We start from the raw sequence: 25,829 nt of genomic DNA, 5'->3' as shown, positions 1-25,829 counted from the left end.
GCCTAGGGGCAGCGCTCAGACGTCCCGGACCGGCGGATTGGCGGGGGAGAACTCGGGGCTGCCCCAGCGCAGGGTGCTGAGGCCGGGCAGCTCGACGACTTCGGCGACCGTGAAGTCCACTCCGCGCCCGTCCTCGCCGTCCGGGTCGCCGTCCCAGTCGACGCGCGCCGTACCGGTCAGCATGAGGACGCCGCCGGTCTTCCAGTCGGGGAAGAGCAGTCCGGTGGCGGGCCTGGTGGTGATGTTGCCCAGCGTCATGAACATGGAGTTGCCGCTGTAGTCCGGCCAGCGCAGCCGGTTGCCGTCGGTCACCTTCACGAAGCCGGGGTCGCCGCCGCGATGGGAGGCGTCGGCGGCACCGTCGGGGCCGGCCGTCGCGACGAAGAAGGTGTCCGCGGCGCGGATCCGGTCCTGCTGGGCGGCGGTGAGCCCGGTGCCGCGCGTGACCGTGCCGCCGGTCGCCGGGGGCAGCCCCGCGGCCGTCAGCTCGCGGCGCTGGATGTACTTGGGGCAGTTGGCGTACACCTGCTCGGCGCGGATCAGCAGGCCGTCGCCGTCGGGGCGGGCGCTGCCGTTGACCCGCATGCGCCGGCGGGTCTCCGGCTCGACGGCGATGAGCCCGACGCGGGCCGGGCCGCCGAGGGTCGCGGCCAGCGGGTCGTCGGGGTGCGGCCGGGCGGCGACGGTGAGCGTGTGCACGTCGGGGGAGCGCACGAAGCCGGGAGAGCCGGTCAGCAGCGAGGCCCACAAACGTCCCCGCTGGTCTGCGGCGCCGACGACGATCATCCTTCGCTGTTCCAGGAAGGCCGCGGCGACGGCCGGCACGTCGTCACGGATGCCGCGCCCGACGTGGTCGGCGCGGACGAGGACGCCGGCGCGGGCCTGCACGGCCCGTTCGCCGGGGTGGTACGTGCTGGTCGGGGCTGTCGCCATGCCGGGGTCCTTCCTGGGTGGGGCGGGCCGGATCGGGACGTACGCGCGGGCTCTCGGCGCGGTCGCGCGATCGTGCGGTCAGAAGAAGCCGCACGTGGGGGCGGCCTCATGGGGTGCCGGGGCGGTGTCGGCGCCGGAGTCGGTGAAGATCTCCAGCCGGATGCCGTCCGGGTCGGCGAAGAAGATGCCGCCGGACGAGCCGCCCTCCCGGTGGGGGACCACGCCCTCATGGGCGAAGGAGGCGCCGAGCCCGCGCAGGACGTCCTCGGCGGCGCGGACCTCCTCGACCGAACCGACCCGGAAGGACAGGTGGTGCAGGCCCGGCCGGGAGACGGCGAAGTCGCCCTCGCTCTGCTGCCACAGGGTCAGGACGAGGGTGTCGCCCAGGGACAGGAAGGCCCAGCGGCGGTCCCCGTCGGCGCCCTCGGCGGCCTCGAATCCGAAGACCCGCTGGTAGAAGGCGACGGATCGGTCGAGGTCCGTCACGTTGAGGCCGACGTGGCCCGTGCGCAGGGAGGCGGGTGCGGCGGCTGTGGACATGGGGCGGTGGCTCCCTCGGCCGTGGTCGCCCGGCCCGTCCAGGCTAACCGTTCTTTACGAACATAAGGGTTAGCCTGGAAGGAGTCAACCGGTATCAGCCGCCGAAAGGGTTAGAGTGAGGCCATGCCGTCCGTGATCGATCCGCGCCCGCTGCTCGGGGAACCCGTCTCGCTCGACCTGCTCAACACGCGCTGGACGGCCGGCGACGAGGTACGGGACCTGCTCACAGGGCCCGGCGGCCTGACGGTCTGGCTGGAGGCGAACGGGCTGGCGGGGCGCTGCCCGGACGACGCGGCGGCACTGGAGGCCGCGCTCGCCGCTCGTGAGGCGCTCGCGGTGGCGGTGCGCGATCCCGGGGCGCCGTCGCCCGCGGCGCTGGACGGGCTGAACGCCGTGCTCGCCCACGGGCGGGTCCGGCGCTTCGTCGGCCCGGACGGACGTCCGGCGGAGGAGGTCGAGACCGACTTCCCGGCCTGGCGGGCACCGTGGATCGCCGTCGACGACTACCTGGGGCTGCTGGCCGCCGATCCGCCGCGGATCCGGGCCTGCGCCCACGACCGGTGCATCCTGCATTTCTTCGACACCTCGCAGAACCGCAGGCGCCGCTGGTGCTCCATGGCGGTGTGCGGCAACCGCGCCAAGGCGTCGCGGCACCACGCGCGCACAAAGGAGCCCCGTCCGGAGTGACAGGGCTCCCCCGGACGGGGCGGTGGTACGGGCTCGCGGATCAGGCGGGGCGGCGGACCTCGATGACCCGGAAGCGGTTCGCGACGAAGGCGCCGTCGCACAGCGCGGCGTTGGCGGCCGGGTTGCCGCCGGAGCCGTGGAAGTCGGAGAACGCGGCCGTCTGGTTCACGTACACCCCGCCGGTCAGGTTGAGGGAGAGCTGGGCGGCCTCCTCCAGGCAGACCTCCTCGGCCTTCCGCTCCACCTCGGGGGAGGTCGTGTACGCGCCGACCGTCATCGCGCCCTTCTCGCGCACCGTGCGGCGCAGGAGCTCCAGCGCGTCGTCCGTGGAGTCCATGGCCACGGCGAAGGACACCGGGCCGAAGCACTCCGACATGTAGGCGGCCTCGTCGTCCGGCTTGGCGCCGTCCAGCTTGACCATCAGCGGGGTGCGGACCACGGCGCCGGGGAACTCGGGGTGGTCGACCTCGCGCGAGGCGAGGGCGACCTCGCCGAGGGAGGCTGCGGCCTCCAGCCGGGCCTTCACGTCGGGGTTGACCAGGGCGCCGAGCAGGGCGTTGGCGCGGGCGTCGTCGCCGAGCAGGCCGCTCACGGCCGCCGCCAGGTCGGCCGTCACCTCGTCGAAGCTCTTGTGCCCGGCGTCGGTCGCGACGCCGTCACGGGGGATGAGGAAGTTCTGCGGGGTGGTGCACATCTGACCGCTGTAGAGCGACAGCGAGAAGGCCAGGTTGGACAGCAGGCCCTTGTAGTCGTCCGTGGAGTCGATCAGGACGGTGTTGACGCCGGCCTTCTCGGTGTAGACCTGCGCCTGGCGGGCGTTGGCCTCCAGCCAGTCGCCGAAGGCGGTGGAGCCGGTGTAGTCGATGATGCGGATCTCGGGCCGCAGGGCCAGCGTCTTGGCCAGGCCCTCGCCGGGGCGCTCGGCGGCCAGGCACACCAGGTTCGGGTCGAAGCCGGTCTCGGCGAGCACCTCGCGCGCGATGCGCACGGTCAGCGCGAGCGGCAGCACGGCCCGCGGGTGCGGCTTGACCAGGACCGGGTTGCCGGTCGCCAGGGAGGCGAACAGGCCCGGGTAGCCGTTCCAGGTCGGGAAGGTGTTGCAGCCGATCACCAGCGCGACGCCGCGCGGCACCGCGGTGAACTCCTTGCGCAGGACCAGCGGGTCCCGCTTGCCCTGCGGCTTGGTCCACTCGGCCGCGCCCGGGGTGCGCACCTGCTCCGCGTAGGCGTACGCGACGGCTTCCAGGCCGCGGTCCTGGGCGTGGGGGCCACCGGCCTGGAACGCCATCATGAAGGCCTGGCCGGAGGTGTGCATGACCGCGTGGGCCATCTCCGTGGTGCGCGCGTTGATCCGCGCCAGGATCTCCAGGCAGACCAGGGCGCGCGTCTCGGGCCCGGCCTCGCGCCAGGCCGGCATCGCGGCCCGCATCGCGGGGAGCAGCACGTCCACGTCGGGATGCGGGTACTCCGCGCCGAGCTCGATGCCGTACGGGGAGACCTCGCCGCCGGTCCAGCCGTCGGTGCCGGGCTGGTCCAGGTCGAAGCGGGTGCCGTGGAGGGCGTCGAACGCGGCCTTGCCGGTCTCGGCGTCGGCGTATGCCTTGGGGTGCTCGGGGTACGGAGACCAGTACTCGCGAGTACGGATTGCCTCGAGGGCCTTGTCGAGCGTCTCGCGATGCTTTTCGATCAGCGGGACAGCGGTGAGAACGGCAGCCATGGGGGCCAACTCCTCGTCGAGCTGGTGCTACGGGTGGGCAGGGTGCTGGCAACACGGCTAGATTAACCGAATGTTCGGTCGGGACAAGGGGGCCTGCCGAAGCTGTGGACAAGTGGCGAGGAGCAGAGGCGACGATGAGCGCTCTTGACCGATCCAGCACGATCGCCGTTGTCGGCACGGGCACCATGGGCCAGGGAATCGCCCAGGTCGCACTGGTCGCGGGCCACTCGGTACGGCTCTACGACGCCGGGCCGGGCCGCGCTGAGCAGGCCGAGCGGGCCATAGCGGAGCGGCTGGACCGGCTGGTGGAGAAGGGCCGCATGACCGCCGCGGAGCGCGACGCGGCACGCGGCCGGCTGGCCGCCGCGCAGGCGATCGAGGACCTGGCGGGCGTGTCGCTGGTGGTCGAGGCGATCCTGGAGGAGCTCGGCGCCAAGCAGCAGCTCTTCACCGCGCTGGAGAGCGTGGTTCCCGAGGACTGCCTGCTGGCCACCAACACCTCGTCCCTGTCGGTCACCGCCGTGGGCGGCGCCCTGCGCCTGCCGGGCCGCTTCGTGGGCCTGCACTTCTTCAACCCCGCGCCGCTGCTCCCCCTGGTGGAGGTGGTCTCCGGCGCCGCCACCGACGAGGCGGCCGCCCAGGTCGCGTACGACACCGCCGCCGCCTGGGGCAAGACGCCGGTGCGCTGCACCGACACCCCGGGCTTCATCGTCAACCGCGTCGCGCGTCCGTTCTACGCCGAGGCGTTCCGGCTGTACGAGGAGCGGGCCGCGGACCCGGCGACCATCGACGCGGTGCTGCGGGAGAGCGGCGGCTTCCGCATGGGGCCCTTCGAACTGACCGACCTGATCGGCCAGGACGTGAACGAGGCCGTCACACGGTCGGTCTGGGACTCCTTCTTCCAGGACCCGAAGTTCACCCCGTCCCTCGCGCAGCGCCGCCTGGTGGAGTCCGGGCGGCTGGGCCGCAAGGCGGGGCACGGCTGGTACGACCACGCACCGGGCGCGACGCCGCCGGCGCCCCGCACGGCCGGGCCGGAGAAGCCGCCCGCCCGGGTGACCACGCGCATGAGCGCGTCCGGGCCGGCCGGTGTGCTGCCCGAACTGATCGCCGAGGCGGGCATCGAGGTGGTGGCCGGCGACTTCTTCGACCCCTTCGACGCCTACCTGGAGCTGCCCGGGGGCGGGCAGCTCCATCTGGCCACCGGCGCCGCGGCCACGCCGGACCCCACCGTGCGGGACCAGGGCGGCGACTGGGTGCAGTTCGATCTGGCGCTGGACTACCGCGCCGCCACCCGTATCGCCCTCGCCCCGGCCGACACCGCCCGCCCGGAGACGGTGCAGGCCGCGATCGGGCTGTTCCAGGCGCTGGGCAAGCAGGTCAGCGTCATCGACGACACCCCGGGCATGATCGTCGCCCGTACCGTGGCGATGCTCGTGGACTTCGCGGCCGACGCGGTCGCCCGCGGCGTGGCCTCGCCGCAGGACATCGACGCCGCGATGCGGATGGGCGTGAACTACCCGCGCGGGCCGCTGGCGTGGGGGGACGAGCTGGGCCCGGCGTGGGTCGTGGAGGTGCTGCGCAATCTGCACGAGGCCTTTCCCGGCGGCCGTTACGCCCCGTCCCGCCTGCTGAACCGCCGCGCGGCGGCCGAGAGGGGACTGCTCTCATCATGACCATGGCACAGCGCGGCACCCCCGCCCCGAAGCGGGACACCTACACCCCGGACTCGCTGCTCGCCGTCGCCGTGCAGGTCTTCAACGAGCGCGGCTACGACGGCACGTCCATGGAGCATCTGTCGCAGGCCGCCGGTATCTCCAAGTCCTCCATCTACCACCATGTGCGGGGCAAGGAGGAGCTGCTGCAGCGGGCCGTCGGGCGTGCCCTGGACGGACTGTTCGGCATCCTGGAGGAGCCGGAGGCGCGGCGCGGGCGCGCTGTCGAGCGGCTGGAGTACGTCACGCGGCGCACCACCGAGGTGCTGATGGCGGAGCTGCCCTACGTCACCCTGCTGCTGCGGGTACGCGGCAACACCAAGACCGAGCGCTGGGCCCTGGAGCGACGCAGGGAGTTCGACCACCGGGTCGCCGACCTGCTGAAGTCCGCGGTGGCGGAGGGCGACCTGCGGGTGGACGTGGCGCCGAGGCTCGCCACCCGGCTGCTCTTCGGAATGATCAACTCCCTGGTCGAGTGGTACCGGCCGCACGTGCCCGGCGCCGGGGGCGCGGAGGGCGCGGCGGCTCCGACGGAAGCGGCGGAGCAGGAGGACGCGGCGGTCGTGGACGCCGTGGTGCGGCTGGCGTTCGACGGGCTGCGGATACCTTGACGTTGGTCTAGTCCAACCCTCACGCTCAGGGCCATGTCATTCATGGTCGCAGTCCGTGTGTGCGCGCCGCTGACCGCCGTCCTGCTGCTCGCGGGGTGCGGGGGCGGAGGTGACGGGAAGGCTGCCGCCGAGGCCACGCCGCCGGAGGATTTCGGGTGCCTCACCGCGGCCCAGGCGAAGGCCGGGAGCACGTCCTACGACGACACCGAGGGAAACCCGGTGGACGCCTGGCTCGGGGGCAAGGGCGACGCCGCCGTGCTGCTGATGCACCAGTCGGACGGCGACCTGTGCCAGTGGATGCCGCAGGCGGACCTGCTCGTCGAGGACGGCTACCGGGTCCTGGTCGTCGACTCCAACGGGAGCGAGGTCCCGGAGGTCGTCGGCGGGGTGAAGCTGCTGCGCGCCAAGGGCGCACGGCACGTACTGCTCATGGGCGCGTCCAAGGGCGGCACGGGCGTCCTGGCGGGAGCCGTGGAGGTGAGCCCGCCGGTGGACGCCGTGGTCTCGCTGTCCGCCCCCGAGTACTACGGGGTGACGGACGCCGGTTCGGCGGTGCCGCGCCTGACGGCGCCGGTGCTCTACATGGCCGCGGCCGGTGACACCGAGTTCGCCGAGGCGGGCAAGGCGCTGCACAAGGCGACGAAGAAGGCCCCCGAGAACCGGCTGGAGATCGTCAACGGTCCCATGCACGGGGTGGGCATGCTCAGCGACGACGCCAACTGGGCCACCGTCACGGACTTTCTCGCGAAGTACGCGGGCGGGGGCGGCGGCGCCGGCTAGTCGGTCAGCACGCGGTCGGTCTCCTCGAAGACCAGCAGGGTGCGGCTGCTGAGGACCTCCGGCACCGCCTGGATCCGGGTGAGCACCAACTCCCGCAGGCTGCGGTTGTCCGGGGTGTGCACCAGCATCAGCACGTCGAAGTCCCCGCTGACCAGGGCGATGTGCGCCACCCCCGGCAGCTCCATCAACTTCTCCCGCACGGTGCGCCAGGAGTTCTGGACGATCTTCAAGGTGATGTACGCGGACGCTCCCTGGCCTGCCCGCTCGTGGTCGACGCGGGCGGTGAAGCCGCGGATGACGCCGTCCTCGATGAGCCGGTTGATGCGGGCGTACGCGTTCGCCCGCGACACGTGGACCCGCTCGGCGACCGACCGTATCGACGCCCGGCCGTCCTCCTGCAGGTAGCGCAGGATCGCGCGGTCGATCGCGTCCAGCGGCCGGACCGCCGCGGCGGGGTCGGCCGCCGCGGCCGCCGCGGCCGGCTGGCCTTCGGGGGAGGTCCCCCGAGAAATTTGGGAATCCGTCACGCCCCCGAGCCTCCCTAGCATGGACGTACTGGCTCCATCTCAGGCTGTGCAGAACCGTTTGTCCACAGGCGGAACACACCTGTAGCCAAAATGCCTCCGGCGACCGAACAATCGGTAGGGGAAGCGATACCCGCTGCCCCGATACGAACACGCCCACGAGGAGGTGCTCGCGATGACCGTCCTGGACCAGCCTGTCTGGCACCCCCGCACCGATCCGGCGCCGCTGCTGCCCGATGCCGAGCCGTACCGGCTGCTCGGCACCCCGGCGGCCGGCGCCCTCGATGCAGGACTCCTGACCTCGATGTACGGACAGCTGGTGCGCGGCCGCCGGTACAACCGGCAGGCCACCGCGCTGACGAAGCAGGGCCGGCTCGCCGTGTACCCCTCCAGCACCGGTCAGGAGGCCTGCGAGGTCGCCGCCGCGCTCGCCCTGGAGCCGCGGGACTGGCTGTTCCCCAGCTATCGCGACACCCTCGCCGCCGTCGCCCGCGGCGTCGACCCCGTCGAGGCGCTGACGCTGCTGCGCGGCGACTGGCACACCGGCTACGACCCGCACGAGCACCGCGTCGCCCCCCTCAGCACCCCGCTGGCCACCCAGCTGCCGCACGCGGTCGGTCTCGCGCACGCCGCCCGCCTCAAGGGTGACGACGTGGTGGCGCTCGCCATGGTCGGTGACGGCGGCACCAGCGAGGGCGACTTCCACGAGGCGCTCAACTTCGCCGCCGTCTGGCGCGCGCCCGTGGTCTTCTTCGTGCAGAACAACGGCTTCGCCATCTCGGTGCCCCTCGCCAAGCAGACGGCCGCGCCCTCGCTGGCGCACAAGGCCGTCGGATACGGGATGCCCGGCCGCCTCGTGGACGGAAACGACATAGCCGCGGTGCACTCCGTGCTCACCGAGGCCGTCGCCCGCGCCCGTGAGGGCGGCGGACCCACCCTGGTGGAGGCCGTCACCTACCGCATCGACGCCCACACCAACGCCGACGACGCCACGCGCTACCGCGAGGACGCCGAGGTCGAGGCCTGGCGCGAGCACGACCCGATCGCCGTGATGGAGCGCGCGCTGCGCTCCCGCGACCTGCTCGACGACGCGCTGACCGCCCAGGCCGAGAAGGACGCCGAGGCCATGGCCGCCGATCTGCGCGAGCGCATGAACCAGGATCCGGTCCTGGACCCGATGGATCTGTTCGCCCACGTCTACGCCGAGCCCACCCCGCAGTTGCGGGAGCAGGCCGCGATGCTGCAGGCCGAGCTGGAGGCCGAGGCCCACTCATGAGCACCGCAACCACCACCCCGGTCGCCGCCGCGCGCAAGCCCGCGACCATGGCGCAGGCCCTCAACCGGGCCCTGCGCGACGCCCTCGCCGACGACCCGGACGTCCATCTCTTCGGCGAGGACATCGGCACCCTCGGCGGCGTCTTCCGCATCACCGACGGCCTCGCCGCGGAGTTCGGCGACACCCGCTGCACCGACACCCCGCTCGCCGAGGCCGGCATCCTCGGCACGGCCGTCGGGATGGCGATGTACGGCATGCGCCCCGTCGTCGAGATGCAGTTCGACGCGTTCGCCTACCCCGCGTTCGAGCAACTGGTCAGCCACGTGGCCCGGATGCGCAACCGGACGCGCGGCACGATGCCGCTGCCGATCACCATCCGCGTGCCCTTCGGCGGCGGCATCGGCGGCGTCGAGCACCACAGCGACTCCTCCGAGGCGTACTACACCCACACCCCCGGTCTGCACGTCGTCACCCCGGCCACCGTCGCCGACGCCTACGGGCTGCTGCGCGCCTCGATAGCCTCCGACGACCCGGTGATCTTCCTGGAGCCCAAGCGGCTGTACTGGTCCAAGGCCGACTGGACGGCGGAGGCACCGGAGGAGGTCGCGCCGATCGGCAAGGCGGTGGTCCGGCGTCCCGGCCGCTCGGCGACGCTCATCACCTACGGCCCCTCGGTGCCGGTCTGCATGGAGGCCGCGGAGGCCGCCGTGCAGGAGGGCTGGGACCTGGAGGTCGTGGACCTGCGCAGCCTGGTGCCCTTCGACGACGAGACGGTGACGGCGTCGGTGCGACGCACCGGGCGCGCGGTGGTGGTCCAGGAGGCCTCCGGCTTCGGCGGCATCGGCGCGGAGATCGCCGCCCGGGTCACCGAGCGGTGCTTCCACTACCTGGAGGCCCCGGTCCTGCGGGTCGCCGGCTTCGACATCCCGTATCCGCCGCCGATGCTGGAGCGGCACCACCTGCCCGGTGTCGACCGCATCCTCGACACGGTCGGCCGGCTGCAGTGGGAGGGGGCGTGATGGCCGTCGTCCGCGAGTTCGCGCTGCCCGATCTCGGGGAGGGCCTGACCGAGGCCGAGATCGTGCGGTGGATGGTGCAGGTCGGTGACGTCGTCGCCATCGACCAGCCGGTGGTCGAGGTGGAGACGGCCAAGGCCGTGGTGGAGGTGCCGTGCCCCTACGGGGGAGTCGTCACCGCCCGCTTCGGCGAGGAGGGCGAGACCCTCGACGTCGGACGCCCGCTGATCACCGTCGCGGTGGAGTCCCATGAGGAGGCCGTCCCCGTCGGCGCCGACGGAGCCTCCCCCAACGGGGATTCCGGCTCGGGCAACGTCCTGGTCGGGTACGGGACGAGCGGCCCCGCGGCCCGGCGTCGCCGGGTCCGCCAGGCCTTCGCGCCCGCGGCCCCGCAGACCGTCACGGCGACCGTCCCCCGGTCCGCCCCGGCTCCGGCTGTCGCGCCCGCCCCCGCCGCGAGCCTCGTGGCGGACGACCGGGTGACCGGGCCGGTGGCGGTCATCTCGCCGCTGGTGCGGCGCATCGCCCGCGAGCACGGGCTCGACCTGCGCGCGCTGAAGGGGACCGGCCCCGACGGGCTGATCCTGCGGGCGGACGTCGAGCGCGCCATCACGGCGGCCGCCGAGCCGGTGACCGCGACTGCCGCCGCCGCGACGCCGGCCGCCGAGGGCACCCGCATCCCGCTCAGGGGCATCCGGGGAGCCGTCGCCGAGAAGCTCAGCCGCAGCCGCCGGGAGATCCCGGACGCCACGTGCTGGGTGGACGCCGACGCCACCGAACTGCTCGCGGCGCGGGCCGCGATGAACGCGGCGGGCGGTCCCAAGGTGTCCGTCCTCGCCGTGCTGGCGCGGATCTGCACCGCCGCGCTCGCCCGTCACCCCGACCTCAACGCCACGGTGGACACCGAGCGCGGCGAGATCGTCCGGCTGCCCGCGGTGCACCTGGGCTTCGCCGCCCAGACCGACCGCGGACTGGTCGTCCCCGTCGTCCGGGACGCGCAGGCGCGCAGCACGGAGGAGCTCTCGGCGGAGATCGCCCGGCTCACCGAGGCCGCGCGAACCGGCCGTCTGACCCCGGCCGAACTGACCGGCGGCACCTTCACGCTCAACAACTACGGCGTCTTCGGCGTCGACGGCTCCACGCCGATCATCAACCACCCCGAGGCCGCGATGCTGGGAGTCGGCCGCATAGCGCCCAAGCCGTGGGTACATCAGGGGGAGCTGGCGGTGCGTCAGGTCGTGCAGCTGTCGTTCACCTTCGACCACCGGGTGTGCGACGGCGGCACCGCCGGCGGATTCCTGCGCTACGTCGCCGACTGCGTGGAGCAGCCTGCGGTCCTGCTGCGGGGGGTGTGAGCGGCTCGCGTGGGGCCATACTCCGGGCATGACTTCGCAGCCGGGTGCGGCCGTACCCCATGACGAGCCCTTCGACGCGGTCGTCCTCGCCGGGGGTGCCGCACGGCGCCTCGGCGGGGCCGACAAGCCCGGACTGCCGGTCGCGGGAAGGGCGTTGATCGACCGGGTTCTGGACGCGTGCGCCGGCGCGGGTACGACGGTCGTCGTCGGCCCGCGCCGGGCGACCGCCCGCCCGGTCGTCTGGGCCCGTGAGGAACCCCCCGGCGGCGGCCCGCTGCCCGCGCTCGCGGCGGGACTGGGCGGGGGTGTGACCGCCGACGTGGTGCTGGTGCTCGCCGCCGACCTGCCCTTCCTGTCCCCCGCGACGGTACGGGCGCTGCTCGCGGCGCTCGGCGGGCCGGACGGCGGGCAGGGCCACGACGGTGTCGTCCTCACCGACCCGGACGGCCGCGACCAGCCGCTGGCGGCGGCCTACCGCGCGGAGCCGCTGCGACGGGAGATCGCCCTCCTCGCCGCCGAGCACGGCGGCCTGTCCGGTCTGCCGCTGCGTCTGCTCACCGCGGAACTGCGGCTGCTGAGGCTGGCCGACCCCACCGGACGGGCCTCCTTCGACTGCGACACCTGGGACGACCTCTCCACAGCGAGGGCCCGTATCAGGGAGCATGGGACCGTGCTGGATGAATGGATTGCCACTGTCAAGGCGGAACTGGGCATCGACCTCGACGTCGACACCGGTGTGCTGCTGGATCTCGCGCGCGACGCCGCGCACGGCGTGGCGCGCCCCGCGGCGCCCCTGACCACCTTCCTGGTCGGCTACGCGGCCGCCGCGGCCGGTGGCGGGGAGCAGGCCGTCGCCGAGGCGGCCCGGCGCGCGGCCGACCTGGCCGAACGCTGGGCGAAGGAGGCGGACACCGGGGAAGCGGAGGCATGAGCGTTCCAGGCGCGCCCGGCGGGGCCCGCGGTCTGGACGGCCGGGACGGCCGGGACACCGCGCCACCGGTCGACCTCGCGGCTGCCGAGGCGGCGGTCGACGACGAACTGGAGCAGGCCCTCGCCCTCGCCAACGCGCGCCGCGGCCCCCTCCGGTACGCCGCGGCGAGCCCGCGCACGGACGGCACCGCCCCGGCGCCCCACGCCCCCCAGGACACCGACATCCCGCATCCCCCGCATCGCCCGCACCCTCCTCGCGCCCATGACGACACCTCCTGGCCCGAGGCCCGCCGTATCGCGGCTGCCGCGGGCTCGCCGCTCCGGCGCGAACTCAGGCCGCTCGCCCAGGCCCTGGGCTGCGCACTCGCCGAGCCGCTGGTGGCGCTGACCGACCTGCCGTCCTTCGACACCTCCGCGATGGACGGCTGGGCCGTCGCGGGACCGGGCCCCTGGCGGCCCGAGGGCCGGGTGCTCGCCGGTGAACGGGCCCTCGCCGCGCTGCCGGACGGCCACGCGACCGGCATCGCCACCGGCGCCCTGCTCCCGGCCGGTACGACCGCCGTGCTGCGCAGCGAGTACAGCCGCCTCGGCCCGGACGGCCTGCTGCACGCCACCCGGGGCGGCCCCGGACCCGGGCAGGACGTGCGTCCGCGGGGCCAGGAGTGCCGCAGCGGCGACGAGTTGCTGGCCACCGGCGCCCTCGTCACGCCCGCCGTGCTGGGCCTGGCCGCCGCGGCGGGCTACGACCAACTGCAGGTGACGGTCCGCCCGACCGTCGAGATCCTGGTCATCGGCGACGAGTTGCTGGACCGCGGCGTGCCCGGTTCCGGCCGGGTGCGGGACGCGCTGGGCCCGTTGCTGCCCGCCTGGCTCGCCGCGCTGGGTGCCGACGTCGTCACGTCCCGCCGGTTGAAGGACGACGCCGACCTGCTGTGCGAGGCCGTCACGGGGTCCGGCGCCGATCTGGTGGTGACCACCGGTGGCACGGCGGGCGGCCCGGTCGACTTCGTGCACCCCGTGCTCGCGCGCATCGGCGCGCGGCTGCTCGTGGACGGTGTCGCCGTACGGCCGGGCCATCCCATGCTGCTCGCCGAACTGCTCGGTGATGGAGGCTACTTGGTGGGCCTTCCGGGCAATCCCCTGGCGGCCGTCTCCGGGGTGCTCACGCTGATCGTGCCCCTGGTGCGCAGGCTCGCGGGCCGGCCGGCGCCGGTGCCCTCGGCGGTCCGCCTCACCGGCGACGTCCCCGGCCACCCCAGGGACACCCGGCTGGTGCCGGTGATCCTGGACGAGGAGTCGCGGGCGGTCCCGCTGCGCTTCAGCGGGCCGGCCATGCTGCGCGGCATCGCCACCGCCGACGGGATGGCCGTGATCCCGCCCGGCGGGGCCGCCAAGGGCGACACCACCGCCGTGCTGGAGACCGGCTGGGGGCGCCTGTGACCGCGGGGCCCGGCGGTCCCGGCGGTCCCGGCGACCCGGCGGGACCGGGTGGTCCGGGCCGCCGGCCCTGGCCCGCCCGGCGCGGACGCCACGACGTCCGGGGCGGCCAGGACGGGGCGCAGTTCCTCCGGCTGCCGCACACCGCCCCCCGCAGCCCGATGCGGCAGGTCGGCCGGCGTCTCGCGTACGCGCTGGCCTGCCTGTTCGCCACCGTCGGCATCGTCTGGGCCGACCGCGGGGGGTACCACGACAACGCGGGCGGCACGATGTCGTTCCTCGACTGCCTGTACTACGCCACCGTCACCCTCTCCACCACCGGCTACGGCGACATCGTCCCCTACAGCGCGGGCGCCCGGCTGACCAATGTGCTGCTGGTGACGCCGCTGCGCGTGCTCTTCCTGATCATCCTGGTCGGCACCACGCTCGAAGTGCTCACCGAGCGCACCCGCGAGCAGTACCGCCAACAGCGCTGGAGGTCCTCGGTGCGCGACCACACCGTCATCGTCGGATACGGCACGAAGGGCCGGTCCGCCGCCAGGACGCTGACCGGCCACGGCGTGCCCGCCAAGAACATCGTGGTCGTCGACCCCGAACCCAAGGCGGTGGACGCCGCGGTGGCCGCCGGCTTCGTCGGCGTGACGGGCGACGCCACGCGCAACAGCGTCCTGATGCGGGCGGAGATCCAGCGCGCCAAGGAGCTCATCATCGCCGCGCAGCGCGACGACACCGCCGTCCTGGTCGCCCTGACGGCGCGCCAGCTCAATCCGCGGATCACCATCGTCGCCTCCGTTCGCGAGGAGGAGAACGCCCCGCTGCTGCGGCAGTCGGGGGCGAACGCCGTCGTCACCAGTTCCGGGGCGGCGGGGCGGCTGCTCGGGATGTCGATGCTGAGCCCCAGCGCGGGCGAGGTGATGGAGGAGCTGATCACCTACGGCAGCGGCCTGGACCTCATCGAGCGTCCCGTCACCAAGGCCGAGGCCGGGCGCGCGCCGCGGGAGATCGGCGACCTGGTGGTGGCCGTCAAGCGCGGCCACCGGCTGCTGGACCACGACGACTCCGAGGCGGCCGTGCTCCAGCTGACCGACCGGGTCATCGTCATCCACAGGGTGGACCGGAGGGACCCGATTCCGCCCGGGCAGAGGTAGCGTCGGCTCCATGCATGCGATCACGATCCCCGAACCCGGCGGCCCGGACGCGCTCGTCTGGGCCGAGGTCCCCGATCCCGTACCGGCCGAGGGCGAGGTGCTGGTCGAGGTGGCGGCCAGCGCCGTCAACCGGGCCGACCTGCTGCAACGGCAGGGCTTCTACGACCCGCCGCCCGGCGCGTCCCCATACCCCGGCCTGGAGTGCTCGGGGCGGGTCGCCGCGCTCGGCCCCGGCGTCACCGGATGGTCCGTGGGCGACGAGGTCTGCGCCCTGCTGGCCGGCGGCGGCTACGCGGAGAAGGTCGCCGTGCCGGTCGGCCAGTTGCTGCCCGTCCCCAAGGGGGTGTCGCTCGTGGACGCGGCCGCCCTGCCGGAGGTGGTGTGCACGGTGTGGTCGAACGTCTTCATGGTGGCCCATCTGCGCCCGGGCGAGACGCTGCTCGTGCACGGCGGTTCCAGCGGTATCGGCACCATGGCGATCCAGCTGGCCAAGGCCGTGGGTGCGAAGGTCGCCGTCACGGCCGGCAGCGCGGCCAAGCTGGAGCGCTGCCGTGAGCTCGGCGCCGACCTCGGGATCGACTACCACGACCAGGACTTCGTGCCGGCGGTGCGGGACGTGTTCGGCGGCGCGGACGTCATCCTCGACATCATCGGCGCCAAGTACCTGGACCGGAACATCGACGCCCTCGCGGTGAACGGCCGGCTGGCCGTCATCGGCCTGCAGGGCGGTGTGCAGGGCGAGCTCAACCTCGGCAAGCTGCTCGCCAAGCGTGCCGCGGTCACGGCGACCTCACTGCGCGGGCGCCCGCTGGAGGAGAAGACGGCGATCGTCGCCGCCGTCCGCGAGCACGTGTGGCCGCTGTTCGAGACGGGCGCGGTGGCCCCGGTCGTGGACCGGGTGCTCCCCATGGGGCAGGCCGCGCAGGCGCACCGCGTGGTCGAGGAGAGCTCCCACGTGGGCAAGGTCCTTCTGACGGTCTAGGCGGGTGGGCCCCGGGGTGCCCGGGCCCGGCCCCCGTGTGACGCTGGGCGCATGGACTGGCGACGTGCGGTGGCGGCTGCCTCCGCCGTCGTCGCCGGGCTCGGCGTCACCGGGGCCGCCGCTCCCGGCCCCGGTCCGAGCGCCTCGCCCACGGCCGGCCTGGCCGGGAGCGTGCCCGGCGAGGGGCGGCGGCATCCCGGCCGCCCGGAGCGCCCGCCGGTGGAGCCGAGCGGGCAGCCGGTGTCGCAGGGGCCGCAACAGGTCTTCGACGACGGGGAGACCTCCGGTCCCGAGGCCGTGCCGAGCCCCACGGGGCGGGTGCTGGAGGTGCTGCCGCTGGGAGCGGGGCTCCTCCTGATCGGCCTGGGCCTGGGGTTCCTGGGGTGGCGGCTGCGGCGCGGACGCTGAGGCAGGCCGATGCGCACGGCGTACGCCGCGGGCGGCGTGTCCGGTCCCGCGGGGGCGGGTTCGGTCGGGCTTCGCGAGGTCCGGTGCGGGTAACGGGTGCTTTCAGGGGGCAGAAAACCTTCGCAAGCGCCGGTGCGCGACAATGGCGGCATGGAGATGCCGATGAACGAACGGTCGCAGGAGAGCCCGCAGGTCCTGGTCGTCGGCCCGGACGGGATGGCCCTCGGCGGCGGACACGCCGGACGCGCCGGAGAAGGCGACGAGCAGCGCGAGGTCCCCGTGACGGAGATGGTCGAACAGCCCGCGAAGGTCATGCGGATCGGCAGCATGATCAAGCAGCTTCTGGAGGAGGTCAAGGCGGCGCCGCTGGACGAGGCCAGCCGGGCCCGCCTGAAGGAGATCCACCACAGCTCCGTCAAGGAGCTGGAGGCGGGGCTGGCCCCCGAGCTGGTCGAGGAGCTGGAGCGGCTGTCGCTGCCCTTCGCCGAGGACGGCGTCCCGAGCGACGCCGAGCTGCGGATCGCGCAGGCGCAGCTGGTGGGCTGGCTGGAGGGCCTCTTCCACGGGATCCAGACGGCGCTGTTCGCGCAGCAGATGGCGGCCCGCGCGCAGCTGGAGCAGATGCGCCGCGCGCTGCCGCCCGGTGCCGTGCACGAGGGCGACGAGGACGGGCACCTGCCGGGCGGCGCCCGCTCGGGTCCGTACCTGTAGGGAGCGCGGCCGGTGCGCGGGCGGTCGTTCGCGCGGTGCCGGCCGGACCCACCTCCGTACTCGTAGGTACAGAGCGGCGGGGGCCGGAAGCGGCCCTCCCGCCGCGCGGTCGGGTGTGCCCGTGCCCGAGTGCGTCGCCCGTGGGCGCCCGGCTCAGCCGCTCTCGCCGGTGGAGACCCAGATGGTGATGGTGTCCCCGGCCCTGAGCGGGTCGTAGCGCCGCGGCAGCTGGTCGATGACCGCGCCCTTGCCGTAGACCTGCTCGTTGCGGTACTTGACCTGGTACTTCCAGCCCGCCTCCGTCATGCAGGCCTTCACCGAGTCCACGTACTTGGTGAAGAAGTCCGGCATGATCACCGAGTTGTCGTCCTGGTAGTTCTTGGTGGCCTCGGTGCAGCGCGCGGCGTCGATGGTCCGGCTCTGGTCGGCCTGGCTGACGCCCGGCGCGGGCTGGTTGTCGTCGCCGGTGGGCCGGGAGGGGGTCTGCTCGGTGGACCGGTCGGTCGCGGGGGCGCTCGCCCGTGAGCTGTTCGTCGGCGTGCGGCCGTCCGCGCCGGTGTTGGTGCCGGTGCCGTGGTCCTTGTTGAGCGAGATGACGATGGCCACGACGACGACGATCGCGATGACCGCGACCGTGGCGCCGATCGCGACGACGGCGGTCGACCCGCCGCCGCCGCCCCGTCTGCCGCCCCCGGAGGGCTGGTTCGGCTGCAGCGTGTACGGGGTGGTGGAGTGCTGGGCGGGGTGCGGCTGCCCGCCGTTCTGCGGGTATCCGTACGCGGGCCGGGACGGCGGCGGCGGGGTCTGCGCGGCCTGCCCCCAGCCGTTCTGGAGCGGGGCGTGCTGAGGCGCCCGGTACGGCGCCGGCGGCGTCTGCGACTGGTGGGACTGGTGCGACGGATGCTGCGGGTACGGCTGCTGCACCGGCGGTTGCGGGGTCCGCAGATCGCCCCGGACCGGCGGGAAGACCGCCTGCGCGACCGCCTCGCCGCGGCCGCGGGCCCGCGGGCCCTCGCCGATGATCAGCGGCGTCGTGCCGGCGCCCCGCTCGGGCGCGGCCACGCGGTCCGTCTCGTCCTTCATCGCGTCGGCGGTCGGGAAGCGCTCGGCCGGGTTCTTCCGCAGGGCGCGGGCGACGAGCGCGTCCACGCCGGGCGTCACCACCCGGTTGAGCCCTGAGGGGGCCGGCGGCATCTCCTGGACGTGCTGGTAGGCGATGGACAGCGGGGAGTCGCCGTCGAAGGGCAGCCGCCCGGTGAGCAGCTCGAAGAGCATGCAGCCCACCGAGTACAGGTCGGAGCGCTCGTCCACGCCCCGGCCCAGCGCCTGCTCGGGGGACAGGTACTGCGGGGTGCCGACCACCATGCCGGTCTGCGTCATCGACGTGACGCCGGACTGCATCGCGCGGGCGATGCCGAAGTCCATCACCTTGACGACGCCGCGGCGGGTCAGCATCACGTTGCCCGGTTTGATGTCGCGGTGGACCAGGCCCACGCCGTGGCTCTCCGAGAGCGCCGCCAGCACGTCGGAGACGATCCTCAGGGCCTTCTCCGTCGGCATCGCGCCGAACTGCGCGATGTCCTCGTCGAGCACCGTGCGCAGCGGCTTCCCCTCGACGTACTCCATGACGATGTACGGCACGACGGCGCCGTCGACGGTGTCCTCGCCGGAGTCGAAGACCGAGACGATGTTGGGGTGGTTGAGCTTCGCGACGGCCTGCGCCTCGCGCCGGAACCGCTCGCGGAAGGACTGCTCGCGCCCGAGGTCGGTGTGCAGGGTCTTGACGGCCACGGGCCGGTCGAGCACGGTGTCATGGGCCAGGTGGACCGAGGCCATGCCCCCCTGTCCCAGCAGGTCGCGCAGCACGTAGCGGCCACCGCCGACCGAACGCCCCGCATGCGTGCCCTGCGCGCCGTCCCCGCCCATACGTACCCGTCCCCTTGAACGTCCCCCCGAGCGCACCAGGCGCACAAAGGCGTGTCCCGACCCTGACCGCCCAGTCTGCCCGACCCCCTACTCAGGTCAAGTTCGTTGACCTGTTCGTCACCGGATGCGTATGAATCCCTTCACAAGTGGCTCAGCCACACGACCGCCGCGGAACGCGGTAGCGTGGTGCGCCGGAGGACCCTGTACGGCGACGATCGACGGCGAGGACTGATGGCACAGACGACGGCCGCCGGCGGCACCGACGAGCCCTCTGCCGGTGGTGCGGGTGTGCCCGACTCACCGGAGCACTGGGGCGCCTCGGGGCTGGTGGGTGACGGCCGTTACCGGCTGACCGGACGGCTGGGCCGCGGCGGCATGGCGGAGGTCTTCGCCGCCGAGGACGTACGGCTCGGGCGGACGGTGGCGGTGAAGCTGCTGCGCTCGGACCTGGCGGAGGACCCGGTCTCCAAGGCCCGCTTCACGCGCGAGGCGCAGTCCGTCGCGGGGCTCAACCACCACGCGGTGGTGGCGGTCTACGACACCGGCGAGGACGTCACGCCGAACGGCACCGTCCCGTACATCGTCATGGAGCTGGTCGAGGGCAAGACCATCCGCGACCTGCTGGTCGGCTCGGACGAGCCGCCGCCGGTGGACCAGGCCCTGATCATCGTCTCGGGCGTGCTGGAGGCGCTGGCCTACAGCCACGCGCACGGCATCGTGCACCGGGACATCAAGCCCGCGAACGTCATCATCACCAGCACCGGCGCGGTGAAGGTGATGGACTTCGGCATCGCGCGGGCGCTGCACGGCGCCTCCACCACGATGACGCAGACCGGCATGGTGATGGGCACCCCGCAGTACCTGTCGCCGGAGCAGGCACTCGGCAAGACCGTCGACGCGCGCTCCGACCTGTACGCGACGGGCTGCCTGCTGTACGAACTCCTCGCGCTGCGGCCGCCGTTCACCGGTGAGACCCCGCTGTCGGTGGTCTACCAGCACGTGCAGGACGAGGCGCGCCCGCCGTCGCAGGCCAGCGACCGCGTGCCGCCGGAGCTGGACGGCCTGGTGCTGCACGCGCTGGCCAAGCACCCCGACGACCGTTTCCAGACGGCCGAGGAGATGCGCGGCGTCGTCCAGTACGCGCTGGGCATGCTGCACGAGCGCGGTGGCCACACGGGCACCTGGGACACCGGTTTCGTGCCGGTGCACAACGGGGGTTCCACGGCGGCGATGGGCCTGCCGGGCCAGTACGCGCAGCCGCACCCGGAGCACACCACCGCCGAGTTCCAGGCCCCGCTGCTGCTCGGTCCGCCCGGGGGCGACGGCGCGGGGCACGGTGACCATGGCTACGGCGACCCGCGTCCGCCCGGGGGCGACGGCAACCGCTGGGTGAAACCCGCCCTGTTCGTGATCGCGGCCGCGCTCGCGGTCGCGCTCGGCGTCTGGTTCGCGGTCTCCCACTCCGGTGACGGCCACAAGCCCCCGGCCGACCAGGTGACGCCGACGCAGTCGCAGACCACGAAGCAGTCCTCGGAGCCGAACGGGGAGCCCACGCAGGGCAGCACGCGGGACACCACGGGCACGATCTCCGGTGAGCCGTCGAGCAGTTCGACGCCGTCCCTGTCCTCCACGCCCTCGTGGACCCCCTCGCCGAGCCAGCCGACCACGACCGCGCCGACCACCCCGGCCACCTCCGCGCCGCCCAGCACGACCCCCAGCGCGCCGACTTCGGGTGACACCAGCGAGGGCGGCAACGGGGAGACCGCGGGCAACGGCGGTACCGCGGGCAACGGCGGCGCCGGCGGTTCGGGTGGCGACGGGGGCGACACCGCCGCGGGCGCCGACGGCGCGGGCGGCGTCACTCCGTGAAGGCGTCCATGACGGCCTCGTACGCCCCGGTCCACCAGACGACCAGGGCGGACGAGGCCGGGAAGAGCGGGTCGGCGCGGCGGTCGTCGCGCAGGTAGCGCCAGCTCAGCATCCAGAAGTCGTTGAGCCGTTCCCACCACACGCGGTGCACGGCGGCGGCGAGTTCGGCCTCCGGGACGTCGGCGGCGCGGCGGTAGGCGCGCGCGTAGGCGCGGATCTTGTCCAGTTCCAGGGTGCCGCCGGGCGTCACGAAGAAGATGGCGGCGGCGCGTACGGCCTCCTCCGCGCGCGGCTGCACGCCGAGGCGGTCCCAGTCGACGATGGCGACGGGCTCGTCCTCGCGGTAGAGCAGGTTCAGCGGGTGGAAGTCGCCGTGCACCCAGCCGGTGACGGGTTCGGCCGCGTCGGGTTCCGGCGGACGCCGGTGGGCGTGCCGGTCGAGCAGCGCGCGCCGCTCCACCAGCCGGTACTCGGCGAGTTCGTCGAAGGCCTCGCGCGGCGCCTGGTCGCGCACCCGCCGCAGCAGCGTCCGGATGAGGGCGTAGGTGTCCTGCGGATCGGCGCCGGCGTGGCCGCCCACCGGGCGGCCGGGTTCCTCGCCGGGGGCGGGCTGCACCTGTGCGAGCAGGGTGTGGACGAGGCCGAGCAGGGCACCCAGCTGCCGGGACTCGGCGGTGGTCAGTTCGCTGCCGTCGCGGTGCCGGCCCTCGATCCAGGGGTAGAGGGCGAAGCGGCGCCCGTCGAGCTCGGCGACGGTGCGGCCGTCGGAGTCGGGCAGCGGCGGGGCGACGGGCAGGCCGAGCGCGCCGAGCCGCTGGGTGGCGCGGTGCTGGCGGGCGATGACCGCGGAGTCGGCGGTGGCGGGTTCGACGTACAGCTTGAGGAAGAAGCTGCCGCGGGTGGTGGCCAGCCGGAAGCCCTTGTTGAGCAGGCCCTGGGCCACGGGTTCGCAGGACAGCGGATCGCCGGCGTCGGCGTATCGGCGCAGCAGGGCGTGCAGGGTCCCGCCGGAGGGCGGCGCCGTCGCCGTACTCCCGATCACCAGGCAGATGCTAGATCATTTCGGTGGTGGACTCGCGGGTCGAGGCGTACGTACACATAGCCCGGTGACGGGGTTGTATCGTTTCGAGTTTCTGTGCCGAAAAGTGCCCGCTGTTCGTCCGAGGGCTCGAAGGCCCGCGCCGTCCCGAGGAACTGCACCGCCCACCCGGCCTCCACGTCGTCCGCCTGGTAGGCGACGACGGTGCCGTCCACGCCCCAGGCGCGACGGGTGCGGATGAGCACGGCCCCGTCGTGGACGACGTGCCGTGCGACGGCGATGTACGGCAGCGCCCGGCGGGTCAGCGCCAGCCGTCCGTACCGGACCCTTTCCAGCAACGCCAGCGCAGCGTGCCCCTCCTCGAACTCCATGGCTCCCACCTTGCCGGGGCGGTGGGCCGTCGGCGCAGAGCACTCCGCCCCCAGCTGCGGGGCCGATGGTCCCTTACCGGTCGGAATCGGGCGGGGGAACGGCGATGCCGGGAATGCCGAGCACGCGGTCCCGCAGCACGGGGAAGTCGGCGCGGGTCTTGGCGACGAGGCCGGGGTCGAGATCGACGGTGAGGACCTCCTCGCCGGCGCCCGCCTCGCCGAGGACCGCGCCCCAGGGGTCGACGACCAGGCTGTGTCCGGCCTGCTCGACGCCCGCGTGCGTCCCGGCGGTCCCGCAGGCCAGGACGAAGGCCTGCGACTCGATCGCCCGGGCCCGGGCGAGCAGGGTCCAGTGCTCGCGGCGCCGCGCGGGCCAGCCGGCGGGCAGGAGGACGAGTTCCGCGCCCGCGTCGACCAGCAGCCGGAACTGCTCGGGGAAGCGCAGGTCGTAGCAGGTGGCCAGGCCCACGCCGACACCCTGGACCTCGGCGGTCACGATCCGGTCGCCGGCGCTCATGAGCACGGCCTCGCCGCGGTCGAAGCCGAAGCGGTGGATCTTGCGGTAGCTCGCCCGCAGCTCGCCGTCCGGGGAGAAGAGCAGGGAGGTGTTGTACAGGGAGCCGTCGGCGGCCCGTTCGACGACGGAGCCCGCGTGGAGCCACACGCCGGCGTCGAGCGCGGCGGCGCTCATGACCTCGGCGGTGGGCCCGTCGAGCGGTTCGGCCTCGGCCTCGAAGAGGTCGGCGGCGAAGGCGCCGACCGGCCAGAGCTCGGGCAGCACGACCACGTCGGAGCCGGCCCGGTCGCGGACGAGCGCGGCGGCGCGTTCGCGCCGGGCGTGCACCGGTTCCGCCGGGTCGACGTCGATCTGGATCAGGGAAACGCGCACCGTACCACCGCCCATGAGTCGGGACATCCTGCCGGGCCTACGATCGTCACACGAAAGCACTCCCGTGGTGTCACTGCGCAGCGTAATTTAAGGCGCACACCACGACCGCGCACCGACCGTCGAGGGGTCCCGTGACCGGCACCGTCCACAGCCAGCTCCAGCCGTACATCGACGCCTGGACCCACTCCATAGAATCCATGGCCGAGTTGGTCCGCCCCGTTCCGGCGGGCGCATGGAACCGGCCGACCGAGTGCCCCTACTGGTCCGTCCGTGACGTTGTGTCACATGTGATCGGTTTTGAATGCGAACTGCTCGGCGATCCTCGCCCGATCCACACACTGCCGAGCGATCTGCGTCACATGACGTCAGAGTACGCCCGTTACGTGGAGGTGCCGGTCGACAAGCGGCGCCACCACACCCCGCCCGAGGTGTTCGGGGAGCTCGACTACACGATCATCCGCCGTGCCCGCCAGCTGCGGAACGAGACCCGCGGGCCGCAGGACGCCGTCCGCGGTCCGATGGGCAAGGAGATGACCCTCGAAGAGCTGCTGAAGTGGCGGGTCTTCGACGTCTGGGTGCACGAGCAGGACCTGCGCCGCGCGCTGGGCGAGCCGGGCAACCTGGACTCCCCCGCCGCTGCCTACGCCCGTGACTGGATCCTGGCCGAACTGCCGCGGGTCGTCGCCGAGCGGGCGGCCGCCCCGGCCGGTTCCGCGGTCGTCTTCGACGTCCACGGCGAGCAGGAGTTCATGCGCACCGTCCGGGTCGGCGCCGACGGCAAGGGCTCGATCGACGGCAGCGTCTCCCTTGGTCCCGCGGTCACGATGACCATGGACTGGGAGACCTTCCTCCGGCTGACCTGCGGCCGCACCCGGGCCAAGGCGGTCGAGGACCGGATGAAGATCGAGGGCGACCAGGCGCTGGCCGAGGCGATCCTCGCCAACATCGCGGTCACGCAGTGAGCCGGGAGGGGGCGTTCAGGTCCCGGCCGGGACGTGGACGCTCTCGACGCGGCTGACGGCGATCCGCTGCCGTTCCAGCCGCGCGGCCCGGCCGCGCAGCCGCAGGATCTGGACCACGCCGAGCGCCTGGAGGACGAACACGCTGCTCCAGGCGATCCGGTAGTCGCCGCCGCTCGCGTCCAGCAGGACGCCGATGGCCAGCAGCGTGGCCATCGAGGCGGTGAAGCCGCCGATGTTCACGATGCCGGACGCCGTGCCGAGACGCTCCGGGGGGTTGGCCGGGCGGGCGAAGTCGAAGCCGATCATCGACGCCGGCCCGCAGGTCCCCAGGACGACGCAGAGCAGCGTGAGCAGCCACAGCGGGGCGTGCTCGGCCGGCCACGCCAGGACCACCGCCCACATCAGGGCGGTGGCGCCGACGACGCCCAGGGTGAGCGGCATGCGGGCGCCGTGGTGACGGCCGATGATCTGGCCGAAGAGCATCCCGAAGACCATGTTGGCCACGACGACCACGGTCAGCAGGGTGCCGGCCGCCTCGCGGGACAGGCCCTGCGCCTGCACCAGGTACGGCAGGCCCCACAGCAGCAGGAACACCATGCCGGAGAACTGCGTGGTGAAGTGCGTCCACATCCCGAGCCGGGTGCCCGGCTCCCGCCAGGCAGCGGCGATCTGCCGCTTCACATAGCCGCGCCCGTGGTGCTCGGCGGGGGCGGGCTCGAAGCCCTCGGGGTGGTCCTTCATGAAGAGCAGGACGAGGACGAGCACGAGCGCGCCGCCGAGTGCCGTGCCGACGAAGGTCGCCGTCCAGCCCGCGGAGTGCAGCAGCCGCGCCAGCAGCACGGTGCTGAGCAGGTTGCCCGCGACGCCGAACAGCGCCGCGCCCTGCGCGATCATCGGCCCCCTGCGGGCCGGGAACCACCGCGAGCCCAGCCGCAGGACACTCACGAACGTCATCGCGTCGCCGCAGCCCAGCACCGCACGGGAGCTCAGCGCCATGCCGTACGAGTGCGACAGGGCGAAACCGAGCTGGCCCGCGGTGAAGAGCACGACGCCGATGGTCAGCACCCGCTTGGTGCCGAGCCGGTCGACCATCAGGCCGACGGGTATCTGCATGCCGGCGTAGACCAGCACCTGCAGGATCGAGAACGTGGACAGCGCGGACGCGCCTATGTGGAAGCGCTCGGCGGCGTCGATGCCGGCGACGCCGAGGCTGGTGCGGTGCACGACCGCGACCATGTAGACGAGGGTGCCGATGCCCCAGACCCCGACCGCCCTGACGCCACCGGGTGGTTCACCGGTGGTGGTGCCGATCGATCCCATTACTCCCCCCGGGCCAGATGGTTCACCCAGCTGACGTGGCGTTCGACCAGAGCGGCGGCCGCGCCCGCGTCCCCGGCGCGCAAGGCGTCGAGGATCTCGGTGTGTTCGGTGATGTTCTTGGCGATGCGGCCGGGGTCGGCGTGCATGGTCGCCACCCCCATCCGCAGCTGACGGTCCCTCAACTGGTCGTACAGGTGCGACATGATGCGGTTGCCCGCGGCGCGCACGATCTCGGCGTGAAAGCTCCGGTCCACCATGGCGAAGGCGGCCAGGTCGCCGGCGGCCGCGTGGCCGCGCTGCTCCTCCAGCAACTCCTCCAGCCGGGACAGCAGCCACGCCGGGACGGGCTCCAGCTTCAGCACCGCGTGCCGTTCCACCAGCAGCCGGGTCTCCACGACGTCGGCGATCTCCTGCGCGGAGACCGGCAGCACCAGCGCGCCCTTCTTCGGGTACAGCTTCAGCAGCCCCTCGGCCTCCAGGCGCAGCAGGGCCTCGCGCACCGGGGTCCGCGACACGCCCACCGCCTCGGCGAGCTCGCCCTCGCTCAGGAGGGTGCCGCCCTCGTAGCTGCGGTCCAGGACGGCCCGCTTGACGTGGGTGTAGACCCGCTCGGCGGCGGGCGGCTGCTTGGCGGCCGGCTCGGCGGCGGCGGTCGCGACGGGACTCTGGTTCATGATGCGCAC

Annotated in this window: 25 protein-coding genes; 15 read left to right on the top strand and 10 right to left on the bottom strand. The window is 73.5% G+C overall.

Annotated features, from left to right (window positions below):
- Positions 1-15: 15 nt before the first annotated feature.
- Together ACFYXS_RS19935 and ACFYXS_RS19930 are read right to left on the bottom strand one after the other, a co-directional pair.
- Positions 16-933: a pyridoxamine 5'-phosphate oxidase family protein gene (locus tag ACFYXS_RS19935; RefSeq protein WP_389249797.1), complete on the bottom strand. Its 918-nt coding sequence runs from the start codon at positions 931-933 to the stop codon at positions 16-18.
- Positions 934-1,011: 78 nt separating this feature from the next.
- Positions 1,012-1,473, bottom strand: a complete 462-nt coding sequence (locus ACFYXS_RS19930; protein ID WP_389249795.1) for a VOC family protein — start codon at positions 1,471-1,473, stop codon at positions 1,012-1,014.
- A 123-nt stretch (positions 1,474-1,596) separates the two neighbouring features.
- On the opposite strand from ACFYXS_RS19930, the gene ACFYXS_RS19925 reads away from it, so the two are divergent.
- Positions 1,597-2,160 (top strand): CGNR zinc finger domain-containing protein, encoded by a 564-nt coding sequence (locus ACFYXS_RS19925; RefSeq protein WP_389249793.1) that lies wholly within the window; start codon positions 1,597-1,599, stop codon positions 2,158-2,160.
- Between the two features lie 40 nt (positions 2,161-2,200).
- Here ACFYXS_RS19925 and paaN read toward each other — a convergent pair whose 3' ends face one another.
- Entirely contained in the window at positions 2,201-3,877 is a 1,677-nt protein-coding gene (paaN, locus tag ACFYXS_RS19920) for a phenylacetic acid degradation protein PaaN (protein WP_389249791.1), read from the bottom strand.
- Positions 3,878-4,011: 134 nt separating this feature from the next.
- Here paaN and ACFYXS_RS19915 point away from each other — a divergent pair, with 134 nt between their 5' ends.
- From ACFYXS_RS19915 to ACFYXS_RS19905, 3 genes are read left to right on the top strand one after another with little or no spacing between them, the layout of a single operon-like run.
- The gene (locus tag ACFYXS_RS19915; protein WP_389249789.1) at positions 4,012-5,553 is read left to right on the top strand and encodes a 3-hydroxyacyl-CoA dehydrogenase; all 1,542 of its coding nucleotides are present in this window, start codon (positions 4,012-4,014) and stop codon (positions 5,551-5,553) included.
- Positions 5,550-6,203: a TetR/AcrR family transcriptional regulator gene (locus ACFYXS_RS19910; RefSeq protein ID WP_389249786.1), complete on the top strand. Its 654-nt coding sequence runs from the start codon at positions 5,550-5,552 to the stop codon at positions 6,201-6,203. The genes ACFYXS_RS19915 and ACFYXS_RS19910 overlap by 4 nt, the downstream gene beginning before the upstream one ends.
- A 42-nt stretch (positions 6,204-6,245) precedes the next feature.
- Positions 6,246-6,983: an alpha/beta hydrolase family protein gene (locus ACFYXS_RS19905; RefSeq protein ID WP_389249784.1), complete on the top strand. Its 738-nt coding sequence runs from the start codon at positions 6,246-6,248 to the stop codon at positions 6,981-6,983.
- Here the strand turns inward: ACFYXS_RS19905 and ACFYXS_RS19900 are convergent.
- A complete protein-coding gene (locus ACFYXS_RS19900) occupies positions 6,980-7,531 on the bottom strand; it encodes an Lrp/AsnC family transcriptional regulator (protein WP_389249782.1) in 552 nt (183 codons plus the stop codon). The two genes, ACFYXS_RS19905 and ACFYXS_RS19900, sit on opposite strands and share 4 nt — an antisense overlap.
- Before the next feature lie 151 nt (positions 7,532-7,682).
- Between ACFYXS_RS19900 and pdhA the strand changes: the two genes are divergently transcribed.
- From pdhA to ACFYXS_RS19855, 9 genes are all read left to right on the top strand, one after another.
- A complete protein-coding gene (pdhA, locus tag ACFYXS_RS19895) occupies positions 7,683-8,783 on the top strand; it encodes a pyruvate dehydrogenase (acetyl-transferring) E1 component subunit alpha (RefSeq protein WP_389249780.1) in 1,101 nt (366 codons plus the stop codon).
- A complete protein-coding gene (locus ACFYXS_RS19890; RefSeq protein ID WP_389249778.1) occupies positions 8,780-9,802 on the top strand; it encodes an alpha-ketoacid dehydrogenase subunit beta in 1,023 nt (340 codons plus the stop codon). The genes pdhA and ACFYXS_RS19890 overlap by 4 nt, the downstream gene beginning before the upstream one ends.
- Positions 9,802-11,154 carry a dihydrolipoamide acetyltransferase family protein gene (locus ACFYXS_RS19885; RefSeq protein WP_389249776.1) on the top strand — a complete coding sequence of 451 codons (1,353 nt, stop codon included), beginning with the start codon at positions 9,802-9,804 and terminating at the stop codon, positions 11,152-11,154. The genes ACFYXS_RS19890 and ACFYXS_RS19885 overlap by 1 nt, the downstream gene beginning before the upstream one ends.
- Before the next feature lie 28 nt (positions 11,155-11,182).
- Positions 11,183-12,085: an NTP transferase domain-containing protein gene (locus ACFYXS_RS19880; protein WP_389249774.1), complete on the top strand. Its 903-nt coding sequence runs from the start codon at positions 11,183-11,185 to the stop codon at positions 12,083-12,085.
- On the top strand, positions 12,082-13,524 hold the full coding sequence (locus ACFYXS_RS19875; RefSeq protein ID WP_389249772.1) for a molybdopterin molybdotransferase MoeA: 1,443 nt from the start codon (positions 12,082-12,084) through the stop codon (positions 13,522-13,524). The genes ACFYXS_RS19880 and ACFYXS_RS19875 overlap by 4 nt, the downstream gene beginning before the upstream one ends.
- A gap of 131 nt (positions 13,525-13,655) precedes the next feature.
- Positions 13,656-14,669, top strand: coding sequence for a potassium channel family protein (locus ACFYXS_RS19870; protein WP_389249894.1), 1,014 nt, complete (start codon positions 13,656-13,658; stop codon positions 14,667-14,669).
- A 10-nt stretch (positions 14,670-14,679) separates the two neighbouring features.
- Positions 14,680-15,651, top strand: coding sequence for an NAD(P)H-quinone oxidoreductase (locus tag ACFYXS_RS19865; protein WP_389249770.1), 972 nt, complete (start codon positions 14,680-14,682; stop codon positions 15,649-15,651).
- 51 nt (positions 15,652-15,702) lie between these two features.
- Positions 15,703-16,059, top strand: coding sequence for a hypothetical protein (locus ACFYXS_RS19860; RefSeq protein WP_389249768.1), 357 nt, complete (start codon positions 15,703-15,705; stop codon positions 16,057-16,059).
- A gap of 150 nt (positions 16,060-16,209) precedes the next feature.
- On the top strand, positions 16,210-16,770 hold the full coding sequence (locus ACFYXS_RS19855; RefSeq protein ID WP_319660067.1) for a bacterial proteasome activator family protein: 561 nt from the start codon (positions 16,210-16,212) through the stop codon (positions 16,768-16,770).
- 153 nt (positions 16,771-16,923) lie between these two features.
- Here ACFYXS_RS19855 and ACFYXS_RS19850 read toward each other — a convergent pair whose 3' ends face one another.
- Entirely contained in the window at positions 16,924-18,696 is a 1,773-nt protein-coding gene (locus tag ACFYXS_RS19850; RefSeq protein ID WP_389249765.1) for a protein kinase, read from the bottom strand.
- 231 nt (positions 18,697-18,927) lie between these two features.
- Between ACFYXS_RS19850 and ACFYXS_RS19845 the strand changes: the two genes are divergently transcribed.
- Positions 18,928-20,565, top strand: a complete 1,638-nt coding sequence (locus ACFYXS_RS19845; protein WP_389249763.1) for a protein kinase — start codon at positions 18,928-18,930, stop codon at positions 20,563-20,565.
- Here the strand turns inward: ACFYXS_RS19845 and ACFYXS_RS19840 are convergent.
- The 3 genes from ACFYXS_RS19840 to ACFYXS_RS19830 form a co-directional block, all read right to left on the bottom strand.
- Entirely contained in the window at positions 20,555-21,610 is a 1,056-nt protein-coding gene (locus ACFYXS_RS19840) for a phosphotransferase (protein WP_389249892.1), read from the bottom strand. The genes ACFYXS_RS19845 and ACFYXS_RS19840 overlap by 11 nt on opposite strands.
- Positions 21,604-21,975, bottom strand: a complete 372-nt coding sequence (locus ACFYXS_RS19835) for a pyridoxamine 5'-phosphate oxidase family protein (RefSeq protein WP_319660071.1) — start codon at positions 21,973-21,975, stop codon at positions 21,604-21,606. Before ACFYXS_RS19835 ends, ACFYXS_RS19840 begins: the two co-directional genes overlap by 7 nt.
- A 73-nt stretch (positions 21,976-22,048) precedes the next feature.
- On the bottom strand, positions 22,049-22,864 hold the full coding sequence (locus tag ACFYXS_RS19830) for a carbon-nitrogen family hydrolase (RefSeq protein WP_389249760.1): 816 nt from the start codon (positions 22,862-22,864) through the stop codon (positions 22,049-22,051).
- Positions 22,865-22,995: 131 nt separating this feature from the next.
- On the opposite strand from ACFYXS_RS19830, the gene ACFYXS_RS19825 reads away from it, so the two are divergent.
- Entirely contained in the window at positions 22,996-23,826 is an 831-nt protein-coding gene (locus ACFYXS_RS19825; RefSeq protein ID WP_389249758.1) for a maleylpyruvate isomerase family mycothiol-dependent enzyme, read from the top strand.
- Positions 23,827-23,841: 15 nt separating this feature from the next.
- Here the strand turns inward: ACFYXS_RS19825 and ACFYXS_RS19820 are convergent, their stop codons facing one another.
- Entirely contained in the window at positions 23,842-25,146 is a 1,305-nt protein-coding gene (locus tag ACFYXS_RS19820; protein ID WP_389249756.1) for a nitrate/nitrite transporter, read from the bottom strand.
- A complete protein-coding gene (locus tag ACFYXS_RS19815; RefSeq protein WP_389249754.1) occupies positions 25,146-25,820 on the bottom strand; it encodes a GntR family transcriptional regulator in 675 nt (224 codons plus the stop codon). The genes ACFYXS_RS19820 and ACFYXS_RS19815 overlap by 1 nt, the downstream gene beginning before the upstream one ends.
- Positions 25,821-25,829 lie beyond the last annotated feature (9 nt).

It is taken from the genome of Streptomyces sp. NPDC002574 (assembly GCF_042889545.1).
In the GTDB taxonomy this organism is placed as follows: domain Bacteria; phylum Actinomycetota; class Actinomycetes; order Streptomycetales; family Streptomycetaceae; genus Actinacidiphila.
This window is presented reverse-complemented; position numbering and strand designations above follow the sequence as displayed.